The following is a 15,323-nucleotide window of genomic DNA, read 5'->3' as shown; positions in this document are numbered from 1 at the left end:
CACCCATGTTCCGAGGCACGGCCACGCTGGTCGGCCCGGATAGCGACCCTCAACGAGCCCGTGGAAAGTCCGGGACTTTCCAGCCGCGAATGCTAAACTACCTCGATGGCCGGTCCTGTCCGCGCCGGAGTTTGCGAATCCGGCAGAGATACATGCGTTGGCCACGTGCAGGCCTTGGCGGCAAGCCAACCGCCACCGTTCACGAGGAGAACCGCCATGCCAACCTCGCTTGCCCCCCTTGCGAACCGCTCCACCAGGCCGGGTGCTTCCAGGGCGATGGAATTCTCACCCTCTTCCACCCGTCTGGCCGTTCCCGCGGTCCAGCGCGAGCGCTCGGCCTCTTCCTGCGCCTGTGGCGGCACCTGCCCGCGCTGCCAGGCCAAGTCCAGCCTCACGATCGGCGCCGCCAACGATGCGCATGAACAGGAAGCCGATCGGGTGGCCGATGCCGTGATGCGCGGCGAACCTGGCGCGCCCATCCGGCAAGGCGGCCCTGCCCTGCAAGCCAAGCTGTATCGCAAGGTGCTCGAGCCGCAAGATATCTACGACAGCGTCGGCGCGCCAGGCGCGGCGGAGGAAGAAACCGTGCCCGAAGAGAATGAGGAGCCGGCCAGTGTGCAGCGCAAGGAGACGGCGGGCACCCCCGATGGCGCGGTGGCCGTGTCGGCCAGCTATGAACGGTCGCTGCAGCAAGCCGTGCGAGGCGGGGGCAGCGCCCTTCCCGCTTCGACCCGCGGCTTCATGGAAAGCCGGTTCGGGCATGATTTCTCCGGCGTTCGCGTGCACCATGATGCCCAGGCCGACGCCCTGTCCCGGCAGATCGACGCACGCGCCTTCACCCTGGGCCGGGATATCTTCTTCGGCCGTTCCGAATATGCGCCGTCGTCGGGCAATGGGCAGCGCCTGCTGGCGCACGAGCTCACGCACGTTGTCCAGCAGGCCAGCGGTACATTGTCGCGCCAGATCCGGCGGTTGCCCCGAACGCCCTGCAGCGCCTATCCCAGCTATGACGCAGCAATAAACAGGCGAACCTACAACTGCGCCGGGCTGGCGTTGCGCAGCTACGAGTTCACCTCGCCGGCATCTACCGTGTACAAGGAGATGGGGGAACGCTTCAGCGTGCCGTACTCACCCGTCGGCAACTGCGCAGCGGGTGAGGTCAAGTTCTGGACGTGGGAATACGACATGCACGCGGAAGACGATCGCGGCGCGAGGTTGAGTCCAACCCATCAGGACTTCCATATCGTCGGCGGGCGCATGAACGCCGTCGGCGGTGATCCCGCCGTCTATAGCAAGAACGGCCGCAGGCCCATTCATGGCACCGGAACCGGCGCCAGTTTCAGGCCAGCCACTCGCGAACAGGCGCTCGACGATGACGACAACCCCGTCACGCTGCCTGACGGACGGCCCGTCTTCAAGGTGCGCGCCAACATGAGCGAGCAGGTCAGCTGCGCAGGGTGCCTGTGATGCCCATGAACTTTCCAGCCGATGCCGTCGAGTGCGCGGCGGGCGACTTCATCATCCATGCACAAGCCGGCCCGCAGTGGCACGTTTACCGCGTGGACGACATCCTCGCCATCGAGCGCCTGCTGGCCGCTGCCACCTCGCCCGTCAGCCTGCTTCCCGAAAGTACCGTGCTCGATTCGGTGGCGCCGGCCTACCAGGGCGCAGTCCACCTGCTGCTCACGGCCTTCGACCCCGTGTTTGGCGACGCGGCGGCAGCCAGGCAGGCCATCCCGCACGGAACGCTGGTCGAGCGCGTGCGCGGCCTGCTGCGCAACGCGTCCGACTTCCCCCGGGGTGCATGCGAGGTAGTCAAAGCGCAGGAACCTTGACCCGGGCATTCGCGCACGATGCTGTCATGCTTCTTGCTTCACAACGTGGGTGACCTGAGAGGAGGACGGCATGCTCGCAATGGAACACAAGACGGCCGCGAGACGCGGACATCCTACACACGAACGGATACAGCGGCGAGCAGCGGATCATGGCCAGCACGCCGATCCGGCGCCGTCACGCGAGGGAGCCTGTGCCTGTGGCGGATCGTGTCCGCGCTGCCTGGCCAGGTCGGCGCTCACCATCGGCGCCACCGGCGATGCCGGCGAACGGCAGGCAGACGCCGCGGCGGAGCAAGTCATGCGCAAGCCGGGCCTTGGTCGCGTGCCGGCGCTGGCCGCGGCTCCCGGCGGGTCTGCCACCGGCGGCGGACCCGCGGCGCCGGCCAGCGTCGATGCCGTGTTGCGCTCGCCCGGCCAGGCACTGGATGGTCCCACCCGCGACTTTTTCGAATCGGGTTATGGCCATGATTTTTCCAACGTTCGCGTGCATGCGGACGGTGCCGCGGCGCAGTCGGCCCGGCAGATGGATGCGCTGGCCTACACGGTCGGCCGCGACATCGTGTTCGACAGCGGCCAGCTGGCACCGCACACGCCTGCGGGCCGGCAACTGCTGGCGCACGAGCTGGCGCACGTAGTGCAGCAATCCGCCGTGGGTCCGGGCGCCGCGCGCGTGCAGCGGCGCGTGCGGCGCGAGAACGTGAGCTGCCAGGCCACGGGGCTCACGAATCCCGACCTGACGGGCGACGAAGTGGTCGCGGCGCTCGAAGCGGCGGACACGGAAGCCATCGGGCTGGCACAGCTTGCCGAGGACGAGCTGACGGCGCAGCTGGCCAGTGTCCAGGGCGGCGCCGCACCGGATGCGGCTTTCGACACCATCCTGCAGGAAGAACTCGGGCTGACGCTATCGAACCCGGCCCATTTCCCGCTCGTGCGGCAGATGGCCAGCCGCTATCGCCGTGTCCGCGAAACGCTGGAAAGCGGCTTCCTGCGCTACATGTGCCGGGGCGGCACCAGTACGAAACTGGTAGGTTGCACGGCGGGCGACTGCACGAACAATTTCGCCTTCACGTGCCCGGGGAATCGTCTGATGGTGCTGTGCCAGGCCTTCTGGGACAGCCCGGGGGACCGCGGGCTCACACTGCTGCATGAACCTTTCCACATCTGGTTCCATATGCCGCAGCATGCGCCGAATGCCCTGCGTCGTGCCGATGCGCTGTGCTACGAGTCCTTCGTGCTGCGCGTGGCCGGGCAGGCAGCGCCCAACTCCTGCGCGGGGCATACGGCTGGGTGACCTTGCGCCTCAGTGGATACTGCCCGTGGCGCCCTGGATGGCGCCGAGGGCGGAGAATTCGCCGCTGCGGTATTTCTTGGCCATCCGGCTGAGCGTGGCCCGCTCCATATTGCACAGCCGCGCTGCCTCGCTGATATTGCCGTTGGTCTGCGCCAGCGCGCTTTCCACGAAGCGCCGTTCCACTTCGCGCACCGCGCGCAGCTTCTCGTTGCGCAGCAGATTGCTGTCGATCTTCATGCCCTGCACGGGAACGCTACGCAACGCCGCGCAGCACCGGCGCAGGTCCTCCGCATCGATACAGGCGCCACTGCTGAGCAGGTGGGCGCGCAGCAGAACGTGCTCCAGCTCGCGCACGTTGCCGGGCCATGGGTGCGTGCACAGCAGGTCGAGAGCCGCGGCAGACAGGCCTTTCGGCTTGCCGCCCTCCCCGCGCGCCGCCTTGGCCAGCAGGTGCGGAACGAGGATGCCCAGGTCTTCCACCCGTTCGCGCAGCGGCGGCATGCGTACCGACAGCACGTCCAGCCGGAACAGCAGGTCGGGCCGGAAGCCGCCGCGCTCCACCAGCCGGCGCAGGTCCACGTTCGATGCCGCCACCACGCGCACGTTGCCGTGGCGGCGCTGCTCTTCTCCCACCGAGCGGAAGGAGGCGTCCTGCAGGAAGCGCAGCAGGATCACCTGGCCGCGCGCCGACAGCGCCTCGATCTCGTCCAGGAACAGCGTGCCCCCTTCCGAATCGCGCACCAGCCCGTGGCGCGCACGGCTGGCATCCGTGAACGCGCCCTTGGCATGGCCGAACAGTTCGCTTTCGATCAGCGCGTCCGGCAGCGCGCCGCAATTGACGGGAATGAAGGGGCCATCGCGGCGCTCGCTCAGCGTGTGCGCCGCGTGCGCGGCGAGCTCCTTGCCGGTGCCGCTTTCGCCCGTGATCAGGATGGGGGCCCGGGAACGGGCGAAGCGCCGGATCAGGGCGATCGCTTCCAGGAACGCGGGCGATGCGCCGACGAAGTTGCTCAGCAGCGCAGCACCATGGACGGAATCAGTCATGGGCATCGTTTGGCCTCCTTGCAGGGTCACATCGGGGGAACCAGCCAGTCATCCAACTTCGTGCGCAGCGTGCGATTCAGTATAGGGAGGGACGCCCGGCAGATCAAGCCGTGTGCGTTCGACGCACACCCGTGACGGCGCCGACACGGCCGGCAGGGGGATTGGGGCAGTCCCGCCGCCCGCGGTTGTGCCGGGCACGACACGCGCGACCGTAGCGCCCACAGCAGGCGCGCGTGGCATGGCTCTTGCAACCGGTGTTGGAGCACAAAGCCCGAGCGGGGCGCCCGCGTTGTCCGCGCGCCCACGTTGTCCGTACGCCCCCGTCCCGCATGCCCTGAAAGGACCGACCATGCCAAGTGCCCTGACTTACCCAGGCGTCTATATCGAGGAGCGGGCCAGCGGGGTTCGCACCATCACCGGCGTGGCCACGTCGATCGCCGCGTTCGTGGACAGCTTCCCGCGCGGCCCGCTGAACGAAGCGGTGCAATGCCTCGGCTATGCCGACTTCGAGCGCGAGTTCGGCGGCATTCATACCACCAGTGAAGCCAGTTACGGCGTCAAGCAGTTCTTCCAGAACGGCGGCGCCGAGTGCTGGGTCGTGCGCGTTGCCACGCTGGACTCGGCCACGGTGGCCGAGAACGCCATCGAAGCGCGCGCCATGGTCGAGGACAGCCTCGGCACCGCGATGTTCCGCGTGCTGGCCGGCCGACGTCTGCGCGGCGCCATCGCCACCGACCCCGGCGACTGGGGCAATCACGTGTTCCTCGAGGTCGACTACGACGCCAGTGCGCCGACCGAGACCTTCAACCTGTCGATCACCGAGCAGGTCATCGAGAACGGCCGGCGTCGGGTTCTGCGCAACGAGGTGTTCCGCAACCTGACGATGGAACTGGCCGCGCCGAACTATGCGGTCGACACCATCAACGAGACCTCGCGTATCGTCCAGCTCGACCGCTTCGATCTCACCGGCACCGCCCTGGCCGCCCTGCCGACCACCGCGCCGTTCCCGCGGCCGGCCGTCTCCGGCAGCGAAGGTGCGGACCTGCCGATGCCGCCCGCGATACCGCCCAATACGTCGACCTTCGATGTCACGGTGGCCAACGACACCGACCCGGCCGTGCCCCGTGCCACGCACACCGGGACGCTGAGCTACGCGGGCGCCGCGCCCCTCACGTACCAGGCGCTCCGGCCCTACCTCGAGGCGGCGATCCGCGCCCTGGCCTTGCCGGCGCTGGCCGAGACAGAACGCTCGCTGCTGGCCGGCGCCACGGTGCGCCTGCTGGGCAAGGGCACTACCGCCAGCCCGTACCGGTTCGTGGTGCAGGGCGGACGAGGCAGCCCGGACTATCTGGCCGGCTCCACCCTCACCATCGAGACGGCGATCGCACAGGACATGGGCTTCCCCACCGGCTCGATCGCCAACGTGCAGCAGTACCAGCTGGCCGATGGCCTCGACGGCCTGCTGCCCGTCGACGACGTGGCGCTGATCGGCAGCGCGGCGCCGAAGACCGGCATCCATGCGCTGGAAGACGTCGACCTCGTGAACATCCTGTGCATTCCCCACGCGGCCGACCTGGATGGTACCAACATGCGTGCCGTCTATGACCAGGCGGCCGTGTACATGGCGTCGCGGCGCGGCTTCCTGCTCATCGACATACCGCCGGCCACCGCCACGCTCGACGCGATGCAGACCTGGATGACGGAAAACGACTCGCTGCGCAGCCGCGACGCGGCCGTGTACTTCCCGCGCACCTTCGTGCCCGACCCGGCGAACGGCAACCGGCTGCGCAGCATCGGCGCCAGCGGCACGATCGCCGGCCTGTATGCCCGCACGGATGCGACGCGCGGCGTGTGGAAGGCACCGGCCGGTACGGACGCCAAGCTGGAAAACGTGCAGGCGCTGGCGTATGCACTGACCGACCTGCAGAACGGCGCACTGAACCCGCTGGGTGTGAACTGCCTGCGCACCTTCCCCGGCTACAGCCACATTTCCTGGGGCGCCCGCACACTCGAAGGGGCCGACACGCTGGCCAGCGAGTGGAAATACATCCCGATCCGGCGCCTCGCCCTGTATATCGAGGAAAGCCTGTTCCGCGGCACCAAGTGGGTCGTGTTCGAGCCCAACGACGAGCCGCTGTGGGCGCAGATCCGCCTGAACGTGGGCGTGTTCATGAATGGCCTGTTCCGCCAGGGCGCGTTCCAGGGCAGGACGCCGCAGGAAGCCTATTTCGTCAAGTGCGACAAGGAGACCACGACGCAGGCCGACCGCAACCTCGGCATCGTCAATATCCTGGTCGGATTCGCGCCGCTGAAACCGGCGGAATTCGTGGTGCTCACCATCCAGCAGATCGCCGGCGATCTGCAATAAGGAGTCGAATATGGCCCAGTTCGCCGTTAACACGCATCGCTTCGACCCGTACAAGAACTTCAAGTTCCGTATCAAGTGGGACGGCAGGTATGTGGCCGGCATCAGCAAGGTCGGCGCGCTCAAGCGCACCACCGAGGTCGTCGAGCATCGCGAAGGAGGCGACCCGTCCACTTCGCGCAAGTCACCGGGCCGGTCGAAGTACGAGGCCATCACGCTGGAGCGGGGCGTCACGCACGACCTCGAATTCGAGAACTGGGCCAACAAGATATGGCTCGGTGGCGCGGGGCTGGGGGCCGAAGTCAGCCTGAAGGACTTCCGCAAGGACCTGATCCTCGAAGTGTACAACGAGGCTGGCCAGGTGGTGCTGGCCTACAAGATACTGCGCTGCTGGGTTTCCGAGTTCCAGGCCATGCCGGACCTGGACGCGAATGCCAACGCGATCGCCATTCAGACATTGAAACTCGAGAACGAGGGATGGGAGCGCGACCGGGATGTCAGCGAACCGGCCGAACCGGTGCTGACGGCTTGACGCCGCGCGCCATGGGCCCCGCATCGCCACCCGCGCCGATGCGCCCGTTCGGCATGGCCCCCGACCTGGACGTGGATTTCACCCAGGCGGACCGCCCTGCCCTGGTCACCGGCGTGCTGGCGCAATGCTGCGCCCGGCCCGACCCGGCGTTCTGGTGGCACCAGCCGGTCGGCCTGCGTACCACGGCGCTGCTGCACCTGGTGGCGCTGACCGATGCGCGCGACCAGATGCCGATGAGCTCGACGTGCGCGGCGCCGGCCTGCGGGCAGGTCTTTGCATTCGACCTGCCACTATGCTCGCTGCCGGGCGACGCGCAGGATGCCGGGCCGCTGCGCGTGCAGTTGTCCGACGGGCGTACCGTCAGGCTGCGGCGGCCTACCGGCGACGACCTGCGCCACTGGCGCGCGGCACGCCCGGCTAACCGGACGGAAGCACTGCGTGCCATGCTCGATACGCTGCTGCTCGACGGCGCGGCGGGGCCGGAAGACGAAGCCGGGCTGTCGGCCGCTCTGGCCGACCTGGATCCAATGGTCGATTTCATCGTGGCCTGCGAGTGTCCGGCGTGCGGCGCGGCGAACCAGGTGGCGCTCGACCTGGAAACGCTGGCACTGGCCCGGCTGGCGGCGCGGCAACGGGCGCTGCTGCTGGAAGTGCATCGATGCGCCGCGCACTATGGCTGGACCGAAGCCGAGGTGCTGGCCATCCCGCCGGCACGCCGGGCCCGCTACCTGGCATTGATCGAGGAAGAACGATGAGCGGATACTTTGGCGCGTTGCTGCGAGCCAGTGGCCTGGACGCCGGCGCATCCCTGGCGCCGCGGCGCCCGGCGGCGCATGCGGCGCTGGCCCCATCCGGCCCGGAAACGGAAGCGCCGTCTGACGAGGAACTTCCGTCGCCAGCGCACGCGCGGGTGCCGCTGGCGCGCGCTGGCCCGGCGCGGGAGCAGGCAGGCAGCGTCACGATCGTCGACCTGGCCGGGGCGCCCGCCGCGCAAGCTGGCGAAGTTTCCAAGGAATGGCCGCCAGCAGCGCCGGTACCGGCGCCCGCGCACCAGGCGGCGCTTGCTGGCCCCTCCGCGATCAATCCCGTGCCCGAAGCCACCCTTCCCGCGACGACTAGCGAGGGCAGTGCCGCGCCCCATGGCGAAGCTGCCGCCGAATCCATCGTGCACGAGAAGGCACCGGCCACGCCGCTGCAGGCGGTCCTGCAATGGGTGGCCACCGACCCCGCGGCTGCGGTGGCCCCGGTGGCGCCGGCGCCCGCCGCGCGCGGCAAGGCAACTGTGGCATCGCCGCCGCGCGCCGAACCCCTGGTGGAACGCATCGCCAGCCCGGTTCCGGCGCCGGTCGCGCCGGAACCGGCCCGACCGGCGATGAGCCATGCCGTTCACCTTGCCGCCGCGGCGCCCTTTGCCGCGCCACCGGCGCGCCGTGACGACATCGTGGACATCTCGATCGGCACGATCCAGGTCCGGGTCGACGCGCCGGCCGCGCAGACCGTGGCGCTGCCGCAGGCGCCGGCGGCGCCGGTCGCCACGCCACCGCGCAGTGCCCTCGCGCGGCGCTCGCTGCGCAGGATCTGACATGTCGCTCGGCGAATCCCTCAGGGCGATCGGCGCCGTGACACGCCTGCTGCGCGAGCGGCTGGCCGCGGCCGGCTTCGGGGTCACGGTCGGCAAGCCGGAAGACGCCGCATCCAACGACGCCAACGCCAAGGTGAACCTGTTCCTGTACGAGACCGTCTTCGATCCCTACCTGCGCAATGTGCCGCTGCACGAAGGCGAACCGCCGCCCCTGTGGCTGGTGCTCCGGTATTTGCTGACGGCCTTCGATGCCGATGGCCGCAGCGACACGGCCGCGGCGCACGAACTGCTGGGCAGCGGCATGGCGGCCTTGCACCAGATGAGTTTCCTGACCATCCCGCCGGCCGTCGATCCCGCGCTGCGCTACAACCCGGAGCCGCTGAAGCTGAGCTTCGACGAATCCAGTCCCGACCTGCTGACCAAGCTCATGCAGGGCAACGAAGAACGCTTCCGCCTGTCGGTCGCGTTCCAGGTGCGCCCCGTCATGATCGTGCCGGGCAGCCTGCCGCGCAACGCGCTGCTGGTCGGCGTCGACTACAGCACGGTGCCGGAAACCATCATCGGCCAGGACGGCGTGCAGATCGACGTGCTGCCATCGCTGGGCGCGCGGCTCGACCGCATCGAACCGGCCCGCTTCGAACCGGGTACCACCATTAACATCTTCGGCACCGACCTGGGCGGCGACATCGAGGTCATGCTGGGCGACGTGATGCTGATACTGACTGAGCGCCACAACGATCACCTGGTGGTCACGGCGGAAGGCAGCCCCGGCACACCGATCGCGTCCGGCACCGCGCTGTCGGCCGGCGAAGTGCCGCTGGTCGTGCGCCGCCGCCTGTCCGCTTCGCACACCCGTGCCAGCAACCTGCTGGCGGCGCGGCTGCTGCCGCAGGTCGCCAGCGCGGCGCTGGTGGCAGGCGACCTGCGTCTCCAGGGCCTGCTGCTGGGCTCCGCCACGGATGACGTAATGGTGCTCATCGTGCGCGAAACCGACGGCATGTCGATCCACCTGTTCGATACCGTGACCGTCAGCGCGGACCAGCAGACGCTGACCGTGCCCGGCGCCCAGGCGGCGCTGCCGGCCGGCACCTATCGCGTGATCCTGCGGGTGAACAATCAGCAGGCCAAGGCTGCTCCCCTGGTGGTGGTGCCATGACGCTCCCACCGCCCGCCGCCGCCCGGCACGCCGCGCCGCCCGTCGATCCGGCTGGTGCGCGAGAAGTGGCGGCGGCCAAACCACCGGGCGAGCCAGCTGGCGCGGCTGCCGCGGGACCTGCCACCTTCACGCCCGGGCTGTCCGCGCAGGAGCCGTTCGCCGCCTGGTGGCTCGGCCAGGTCACGCTGCGGCTGCGCCGGGAAATCTGCTGGCTGTGGCGCGAGCGGGATCGGCAAGCTGCCACCGATCTTCCGGCATCCGCTCTGCCGCCATCGGTCGACCGGGCCCTCGCCGCGCTCGACCTGCTGCGCTACGAGCACGACAAGCAGGCGTTCTTCGCCGGCGACGTGACGGCGCGGCACCTGAGCGACCGGATCGGCACGACCGCGCCCCCGCGGCCGGACGGGCACGCCCGGCGCGGTTCGTTCGGCTGGGTTGCGCGCGAATTGGCGCTGGAACCGGTCGAATGCTTCGTGCTGGCCGTGGCCCTGCTGCCGGTCCTGGACAGCGCGGCGGGCCACGTCATCGCGTGCTGCCTCAACGAGCCGTCCCGCACCGCGCCCACTTTCGCCCTTGCGCAACGCCTGTGGGACGATCCGGGAGCCCTGGTGCGCTGCTTCGACCCGGCCCACAGCCTGTTGCGCCACGGCTTGCTGGCCGGCGCCGGCCCGATCGACTGGCAGGCGCCGTTGTCCGTGCCGCCGCTGGTGGCGCGCGAACTGCTGTTTGCCGGCGCACCGTTGCCGGCGGCGCTGGAAGCTATCCCTGCAGGGGACCTCCCCGAGTCGCCGGATGCCGCCGCCATGGCGCGCGCCGCGGCCCTGGTCACGAACAACCGAGCGCAGGCACCGCGCCGCGGCATGCGCATCGTGCCCGTCATCGGCGTGCGCGGTGCGCCGCTGGCGGAAGTCGCGGCGGCCTGCACGGAGCTCGCCGGCGTGCGGTCCGTGCAGCCGAGCCCCGCGCTGCCGCCCGAGCAGCTTGCGCAGGCCCTGAGTGCGGCCTGGCTGCGCGGCCACGCCGTCTACCTTCCCGCCAGCTTGCTGGCCGATCCTGCGGGACACGACGGCGCGCTGCGGCCGCTGCCGTTGCCTGGCCTGCCGCTGGCGGTGTTTATCGGCAGCCACGAACGCGCCGCGCTGCGTGGCCTGGGTGCCGATGGCCCGGCAGAAGTGATGCCGGCGCTCGCGGTGCCGGCGCTGGGCTATCGGGAACGGCTGGCGGCGTGGCAGCGCGCGCTGCCGCAGGCCGGCCCGCTGTTGCCGGAACTGGCGCGCCGCTTCCGCTACGAGCGCGCGGCCATCGCGAGGGTCGGGGCCGAGCTGGCTGCGCTGGAAAAGCCGCCCAGCGAGGCCGAGATGCTGGCTGCCGCGCGCGCCGACCTCGACCTAGGCACGCTGGCGCAGCCCGTGACGCCCCGCTTCAGCCGGGATGAACTGATGCTGGCCCCGCCGCAGGCCCGGCAGATCGACGAGATCGTCGCCGCCATGGCCGCCCTGACGCGCGTGCATTACGAGTGGGGCACGGCGCGGGCATGGAACGAAGGCGGTCTCACGGCGCTGTTCGCCGGGCCGCCCGGCACCGGCAAGACCATGGCCGCCGAAGCCATCGCCACCGCGCTGGACCTGCCCCTGTACCGGATCGACCTGTCCCAGGTCGTCGACAAGTACATCGGCGAAACGGAAAAAAACCTGCGCCGCCTGTTCGACGCCGCCGATTCGGCCGACGTGATCCTGTTCTTCGACGAGGCCGACGCGCTGTTCGGCAAGCGCACGGAAGTGAAGGATGCGCACGACCGCTACGCCAACCTGGAGATCAGCTACCTGCTGGAACGGATGGAGCGCTTCAAGGGACTGGCCCTGCTGGCCACCAACCGCAAGAAGGATGTCGACGAGGCGTTCCTGCGCCGGCTGCGCTTCGTCGTCGAGTTTCCGCTGCCGGAAGCGCCGGTGCGCGCGCACATCTGGCGCAGCGTCATCCCACCGGGCGTCGACGCCAGCGCGCTCGATATCGAATTCCTGGCGAAGCGCTTCGCGCTGGCCGGCGGCCATATCCGCGCGATCGTGTTCCAGGCATGCCTGCAAAGCGCCGCCAAGGGCGCGCCGCGCCGCCTCACGATGGAAGCGGTGGTGCTGGCCGTGCAGCGCGAATATGAAAAGCTCGACCGCGCCAACAGCCTGGACCAGTTCGGGCCCTATGCCGCCCTCGTGGCGGAGCAAAGGATCGTACGATGACACCCACCCGCTCGCGCCTGCGTATCGACCGCCTGGAACTGGACCTGCGGGGCATCGCGCCCGCCACGGCCAGCGCCATGGCGCATGCATTGGGGCCGGCCCTGGCCAAGGCCCTGGCCGTGAATGCGGGCGCGGCGCCGCCCGCGCCGGCCGGGCAACTCGACGCCGGTCGCATCGCCGCGCCCGCGTCGACCGATGCCGGCGGCCTGGCCGGCCGGATTGCCGCGCGCATCGCCACCACCGTGCGGGGAGAGTCGTCATGACCTTGCTGCGCGGCGCCCTGATCGAGTACGGCACGTCGCTGATCGGGCCGATCCCGAATGTGGTGATCTTCCAGTACAACCCGGAGTCCCTGGCGCGCACGCTCCAGATACCGGCGCGCCCGACCGGCAGCACGCGCCGCGAAACCACGCAGGCCGGCGAGAAGACCTTCGAGCGCATTGCCTTCAAGGCGCACTTCAGCGCGGCCAACATGCTGGACGAAGGCAAGGTGCTTGCCGACCTGTTCGGCATCGGTCCGCAGCTGGCCGCGCTGGAAAAGATGGTGCTGCCGAGCGCCAAGCTGGCGGGACTGATCGGCGCCGCGATCGATGCGATCGGCAGCGCGCTGGGCGGCGGCGACACGGCGGAGTCGGCCCAGCCGATTCCGCGCGAGACCTATCCGCGCATCCTGTTCATCTGGGGTCCCACACGGGTGCTGCCCGTCACGATCGACTCGATGAGCATCACGGAACTGGACTACGACGCGATCCTGAACCCGTTGCGTGCCGAGGTCGACATCGCCCTCAGCGTGATCGACGTGGACGACTGCTCCGACGACATTCTCGCCAAGGGCGCGCTCACCTATTCGACGATCGCCAAGGAAGCCCAGGCGATCGCCAACCTGGCCAATACGGCGGAACAGGCCGTGGACCTGATTCCCCTTTGATGCCGATTCCATCGACACGCTGCCCGGAGAGCCCATGTTCCTGCCCAATTCACGCTACGCCAAGGTCGCCACAGTCACGACGACGACATCGACCGGCGCCACGGTGGCGGCACTGAAGCTGCGCCACCTCACGCCGGCCGGCGGGCAGCCGCACACGGTGCACGCGGGCGACCGGCTGGACCTGTACGCGCAAGCCCGCAGCGGCGACGCCACGCAGTTCTGGCATATGGCCGATGCCAACACAGCCCTCGACAGCCGGACGCTCGTCGAACGGCCCGGCACCATCATCACCTTGCCGGAGACCTGACATGCCAGGACAACGCTTCCAGATATGGTTCGGCAAGGAGCCGGCCACGGCGGAACAGCTGCGGCGCATCGAGGAAATCGAGGTGACGCAGGAGATGGACGCCTTCTGGGAAGCGCGGCTGCGCATGGTCCTGTGCCTGGATGCACAAGGCACGTGGCAGCACTGGCCGGGCGACACCGCGACGCCGTTTTCGCGGGTACGTGTCGAAATCGACATCGGCGACGGCCGCTTTGCCGCGCTGATCGACGGCCCCCTCGTCAGCGTGGACGCCGAACTCGATTCGCAACCCGGCCGCAGCACGGCCACCATGGTGGTGCGCGACGACAGCGCCTTCCTCGACCGCGATGAAATGATCGATGCCACCTACGAAAACCGCAGCGCCAGCGACATCGCCGCGGCGATCTTCGACCAGTTCACCGATGTCATCCGGTCCGTCGACATCGAGGCCACGACCGGCAAGCCGCAGACCACCACGCGGCGCGGCACCGCACTGCAGTTCCTGAGGGAACTCGGCCGGGTCAACGACCGGCATGCCTACGTGCTGCCGGGCGAGCTGCCGGGCGCCAGCATTGGCTGCTTCCGTGCCGATCCGGAAGGACCGGCCGGCCTGCCGCCGCTGGTGCTGATCGGCAACGGGCGCAACCTGTCGAACGCGGAGATCACGCAGGATCCGCTGGGCGGCGAGCGCACGCAGGCGCAGGTGCTGCGCGTGAGCGACCAGGGCGTCACCACGCTGGAGACCAGCGCGGCCGACCTGGGGCTGATGCGCGCATTGCCGGCCCGGCCCGCCGACCTCACGCCGCGGCGCCTGCTGCATCCGGCGGACAACACGCGCGAGGATCCCGCAGCCGCCGCCACCGCCCAGGCACGCCGCAGCGGCTATGTGTACCGCCTGAGCAGCCACGTGGTGCCCGGCTGCTATGGGGCGGTGCTGGCCCCTTACCGCAAGGTGCGGGTGGACGCCGGCGCCACGGCGTACAGCGGCGACTACCTGATCACCCAGGTGGTCCACCGCATCACGCCGTCGCTCTATACGCAGGAGCTGGAAGCGAAGACGGACTCCGTGACCGAGATTTCCGGCGCGGCGGTGGCCGAGGCGCTGGGCGGGGGCCTCAAATTGTCGGTGTCCTTGAGCGGGGGGATCTTCTGATGGGCAATCCAACCGAAACACTGGTCGAGCGGCTGGTCGAGCGCGTCGGCGGCAGCTACTTCGGCAAGTACCGGGGGATCGTCACGGATGTCGACGATCCCGCCAACCAGTGCTGCATCCGCGCCAAGGTGCCGGCCGTGCTGGGCGACCAGCCGTGCGGCTGGGCCCTGCCGGTGGCCGCCTTCGCCGGCGACGGACATGGCGTGGTGCTGCTGCCGGAAGTGGGTGCCGGCGTGTGGATCGAGTTCGAGGCGGGCCAGCTGGACCGGCCACTATGGTCGGGCGCCTGGTGGGCCGAAGGCCAGCGGCCGAACCCGCAGGGCCCCGGCAAGCGGGTCTTCGTGTCGAAGAACGGCCACAAGCTGGTGATGGACGACGACAGCGACGAGCTGCTGCTGACGCACGGCACCGGCCCCGAGATCAAGATGACGGGCTCGGAAGTGACCATCACGTGCGGCGCCTGCGAAGTAAAGATCACCAGCAAGGAAATCTCGCTGAACAACGGCCTGATCAAGGTCGGGCTGGCCGGCGTGAGCCTCGTCAACGGCGCGATGGCGTTCGGGGTGCCGCCATGATCCCCATCCTGACCACGGCCAGCACGGTGATGTGCCCCCACGGCGGCCAGGCCCTGCTCATCACCAGCAACACGGATGCGGTGATCGCCGGTGCGCCGGCCCTGCTGCAGACGGACGTGCACCCGATCGTCGGCTGCCCGTTCACGCCGGTGGCGTATTCGCCGTGCCTGACGATCCAGTGGGTCACGGGCGCCACGCAGACCAGCGTGCGCGGCGTGCCGATGCTGTTGCAGAACAGCGTGGGGCTGTGCCTGAACGCCGCCCAGGCGCCGCAGGGCACGGCCATCGTGGTGCAGGTGCAGCAGCAGGCAAAGGGGATATGAC

Annotated in this window: 16 protein-coding genes; 15 read left to right on the top strand and 1 reads right to left on the bottom strand. The window is 69.4% G+C overall.

Features of this window, described 5'->3' with window-relative positions; translation table 11 throughout:
- The first annotated feature begins 276 nt into the window (after positions 1-276).
- The 3 genes from ACY65G_RS04415 to ACY65G_RS04405 all read left to right on the top strand — a co-directional run bounded on the left by ACY65G_RS04415 (position 277) and on the right by ACY65G_RS04405 (position 3,126).
- A complete protein-coding gene (locus tag ACY65G_RS04415; protein ID WP_464996141.1) occupies positions 277-1,467 on the top strand; it encodes an eCIS core domain-containing protein in 1,191 nt (396 codons plus the stop codon).
- 5 nt (positions 1,468-1,472) lie between these two features.
- Positions 1,473-1,835 carry a hypothetical protein gene (locus tag ACY65G_RS04410; RefSeq protein WP_464996140.1) on the top strand — a complete coding sequence of 121 codons (363 nt, stop codon included), beginning with the start codon at positions 1,473-1,475 and terminating at the stop codon, positions 1,833-1,835.
- A gap of 298 nt (positions 1,836-2,133) precedes the next feature.
- The gene (locus ACY65G_RS04405; protein WP_464996139.1) at positions 2,134-3,126 is read left to right on the top strand and encodes an eCIS core domain-containing protein; all 993 of its coding nucleotides are present in this window, start codon (positions 2,134-2,136) and stop codon (positions 3,124-3,126) included.
- Positions 3,127-3,135: 9 nt separating this feature from the next.
- Here ACY65G_RS04405 and ACY65G_RS04400 read toward each other — a convergent pair whose 3' ends face one another.
- The gene (locus tag ACY65G_RS04400; protein WP_464996138.1) at positions 3,136-4,170 is read right to left on the bottom strand and encodes a sigma-54 interaction domain-containing protein; all 1,035 of its coding nucleotides are present in this window, start codon (positions 4,168-4,170) and stop codon (positions 3,136-3,138) included.
- Positions 4,171-4,519: 349 nt separating this feature from the next.
- Here ACY65G_RS04400 and ACY65G_RS04395 point away from each other — a divergent pair, with 349 nt between their 5' ends.
- The 12 genes from ACY65G_RS04395 to ACY65G_RS04340 are packed head-to-tail and all read left to right on the top strand — an operon-like array spanning position 4,520 to position 15,322.
- A complete protein-coding gene (locus ACY65G_RS04395; protein WP_464996137.1) occupies positions 4,520-6,538 on the top strand; it encodes a phage tail sheath C-terminal domain-containing protein in 2,019 nt (672 codons plus the stop codon).
- A 10-nt stretch (positions 6,539-6,548) separates the two neighbouring features.
- Positions 6,549-7,067: a phage tail protein gene (locus ACY65G_RS04390; protein ID WP_130189606.1), complete on the top strand. Its 519-nt coding sequence runs from the start codon at positions 6,549-6,551 to the stop codon at positions 7,065-7,067.
- Positions 7,064-7,822: a hypothetical protein gene (locus ACY65G_RS04385; RefSeq protein ID WP_464996136.1), complete on the top strand. Its 759-nt coding sequence runs from the start codon at positions 7,064-7,066 to the stop codon at positions 7,820-7,822. Before ACY65G_RS04390 ends, ACY65G_RS04385 begins: the two co-directional genes overlap by 4 nt.
- Entirely contained in the window at positions 7,819-8,649 is an 831-nt protein-coding gene (locus ACY65G_RS04380) for a hypothetical protein (RefSeq protein ID WP_464996135.1), read from the top strand. The genes ACY65G_RS04385 and ACY65G_RS04380 overlap by 4 nt, the downstream gene beginning before the upstream one ends.
- Before the next feature lies 1 nt (position 8,650).
- Positions 8,651-9,805, top strand: a complete 1,155-nt coding sequence (locus tag ACY65G_RS04375) for a Pvc16 family protein (protein ID WP_464996134.1) — start codon at positions 8,651-8,653, stop codon at positions 9,803-9,805.
- Complete coding sequence (locus ACY65G_RS04370) at positions 9,802-12,039, top strand: ATP-binding protein (RefSeq protein ID WP_464996133.1); 2,238 nt, start codon at positions 9,802-9,804, stop codon at positions 12,037-12,039. The genes ACY65G_RS04375 and ACY65G_RS04370 overlap by 4 nt, the downstream gene beginning before the upstream one ends.
- A complete protein-coding gene (locus ACY65G_RS04365; protein ID WP_464996132.1) occupies positions 12,036-12,302 on the top strand; it encodes a hypothetical protein in 267 nt (88 codons plus the stop codon). The genes ACY65G_RS04370 and ACY65G_RS04365 overlap by 4 nt, the downstream gene beginning before the upstream one ends.
- Positions 12,299-12,967, top strand: a complete 669-nt coding sequence (locus ACY65G_RS04360) for a hypothetical protein (protein WP_464996131.1) — start codon at positions 12,299-12,301, stop codon at positions 12,965-12,967. Before ACY65G_RS04365 ends, ACY65G_RS04360 begins: the two co-directional genes overlap by 4 nt.
- 34 nt (positions 12,968-13,001) lie before the next feature.
- Positions 13,002-13,274 carry a LysM domain-containing protein gene (locus tag ACY65G_RS04355; protein WP_464996130.1) on the top strand — a complete coding sequence of 91 codons (273 nt, stop codon included), beginning with the start codon at positions 13,002-13,004 and terminating at the stop codon, positions 13,272-13,274.
- 1 nt (position 13,275) lies between these two features.
- A complete protein-coding gene (locus ACY65G_RS04350) occupies positions 13,276-14,424 on the top strand; it encodes a hypothetical protein (protein WP_464996129.1) in 1,149 nt (382 codons plus the stop codon).
- The gene (locus ACY65G_RS04345; RefSeq protein ID WP_464996128.1) at positions 14,424-14,999 is read left to right on the top strand and encodes a phage baseplate assembly protein V; all 576 of its coding nucleotides are present in this window, start codon (positions 14,424-14,426) and stop codon (positions 14,997-14,999) included. Before ACY65G_RS04350 ends, ACY65G_RS04345 begins: the two co-directional genes overlap by 1 nt.
- Complete coding sequence (locus ACY65G_RS04340) at positions 14,996-15,322, top strand: hypothetical protein (protein WP_130189616.1); 327 nt, start codon at positions 14,996-14,998, stop codon at positions 15,320-15,322. The genes ACY65G_RS04345 and ACY65G_RS04340 overlap by 4 nt, the downstream gene beginning before the upstream one ends.
- Position 15,323: the final 1 nt, after the last annotated feature.

The sequence above is a fragment of the Pseudoduganella sp. jia 12 genome (assembly GCF_055502675.1).
The sequence above is the reverse complement of the archived record's forward strand: the minus strand, read 5'-3'. Positions and strand labels throughout refer to the sequence as shown.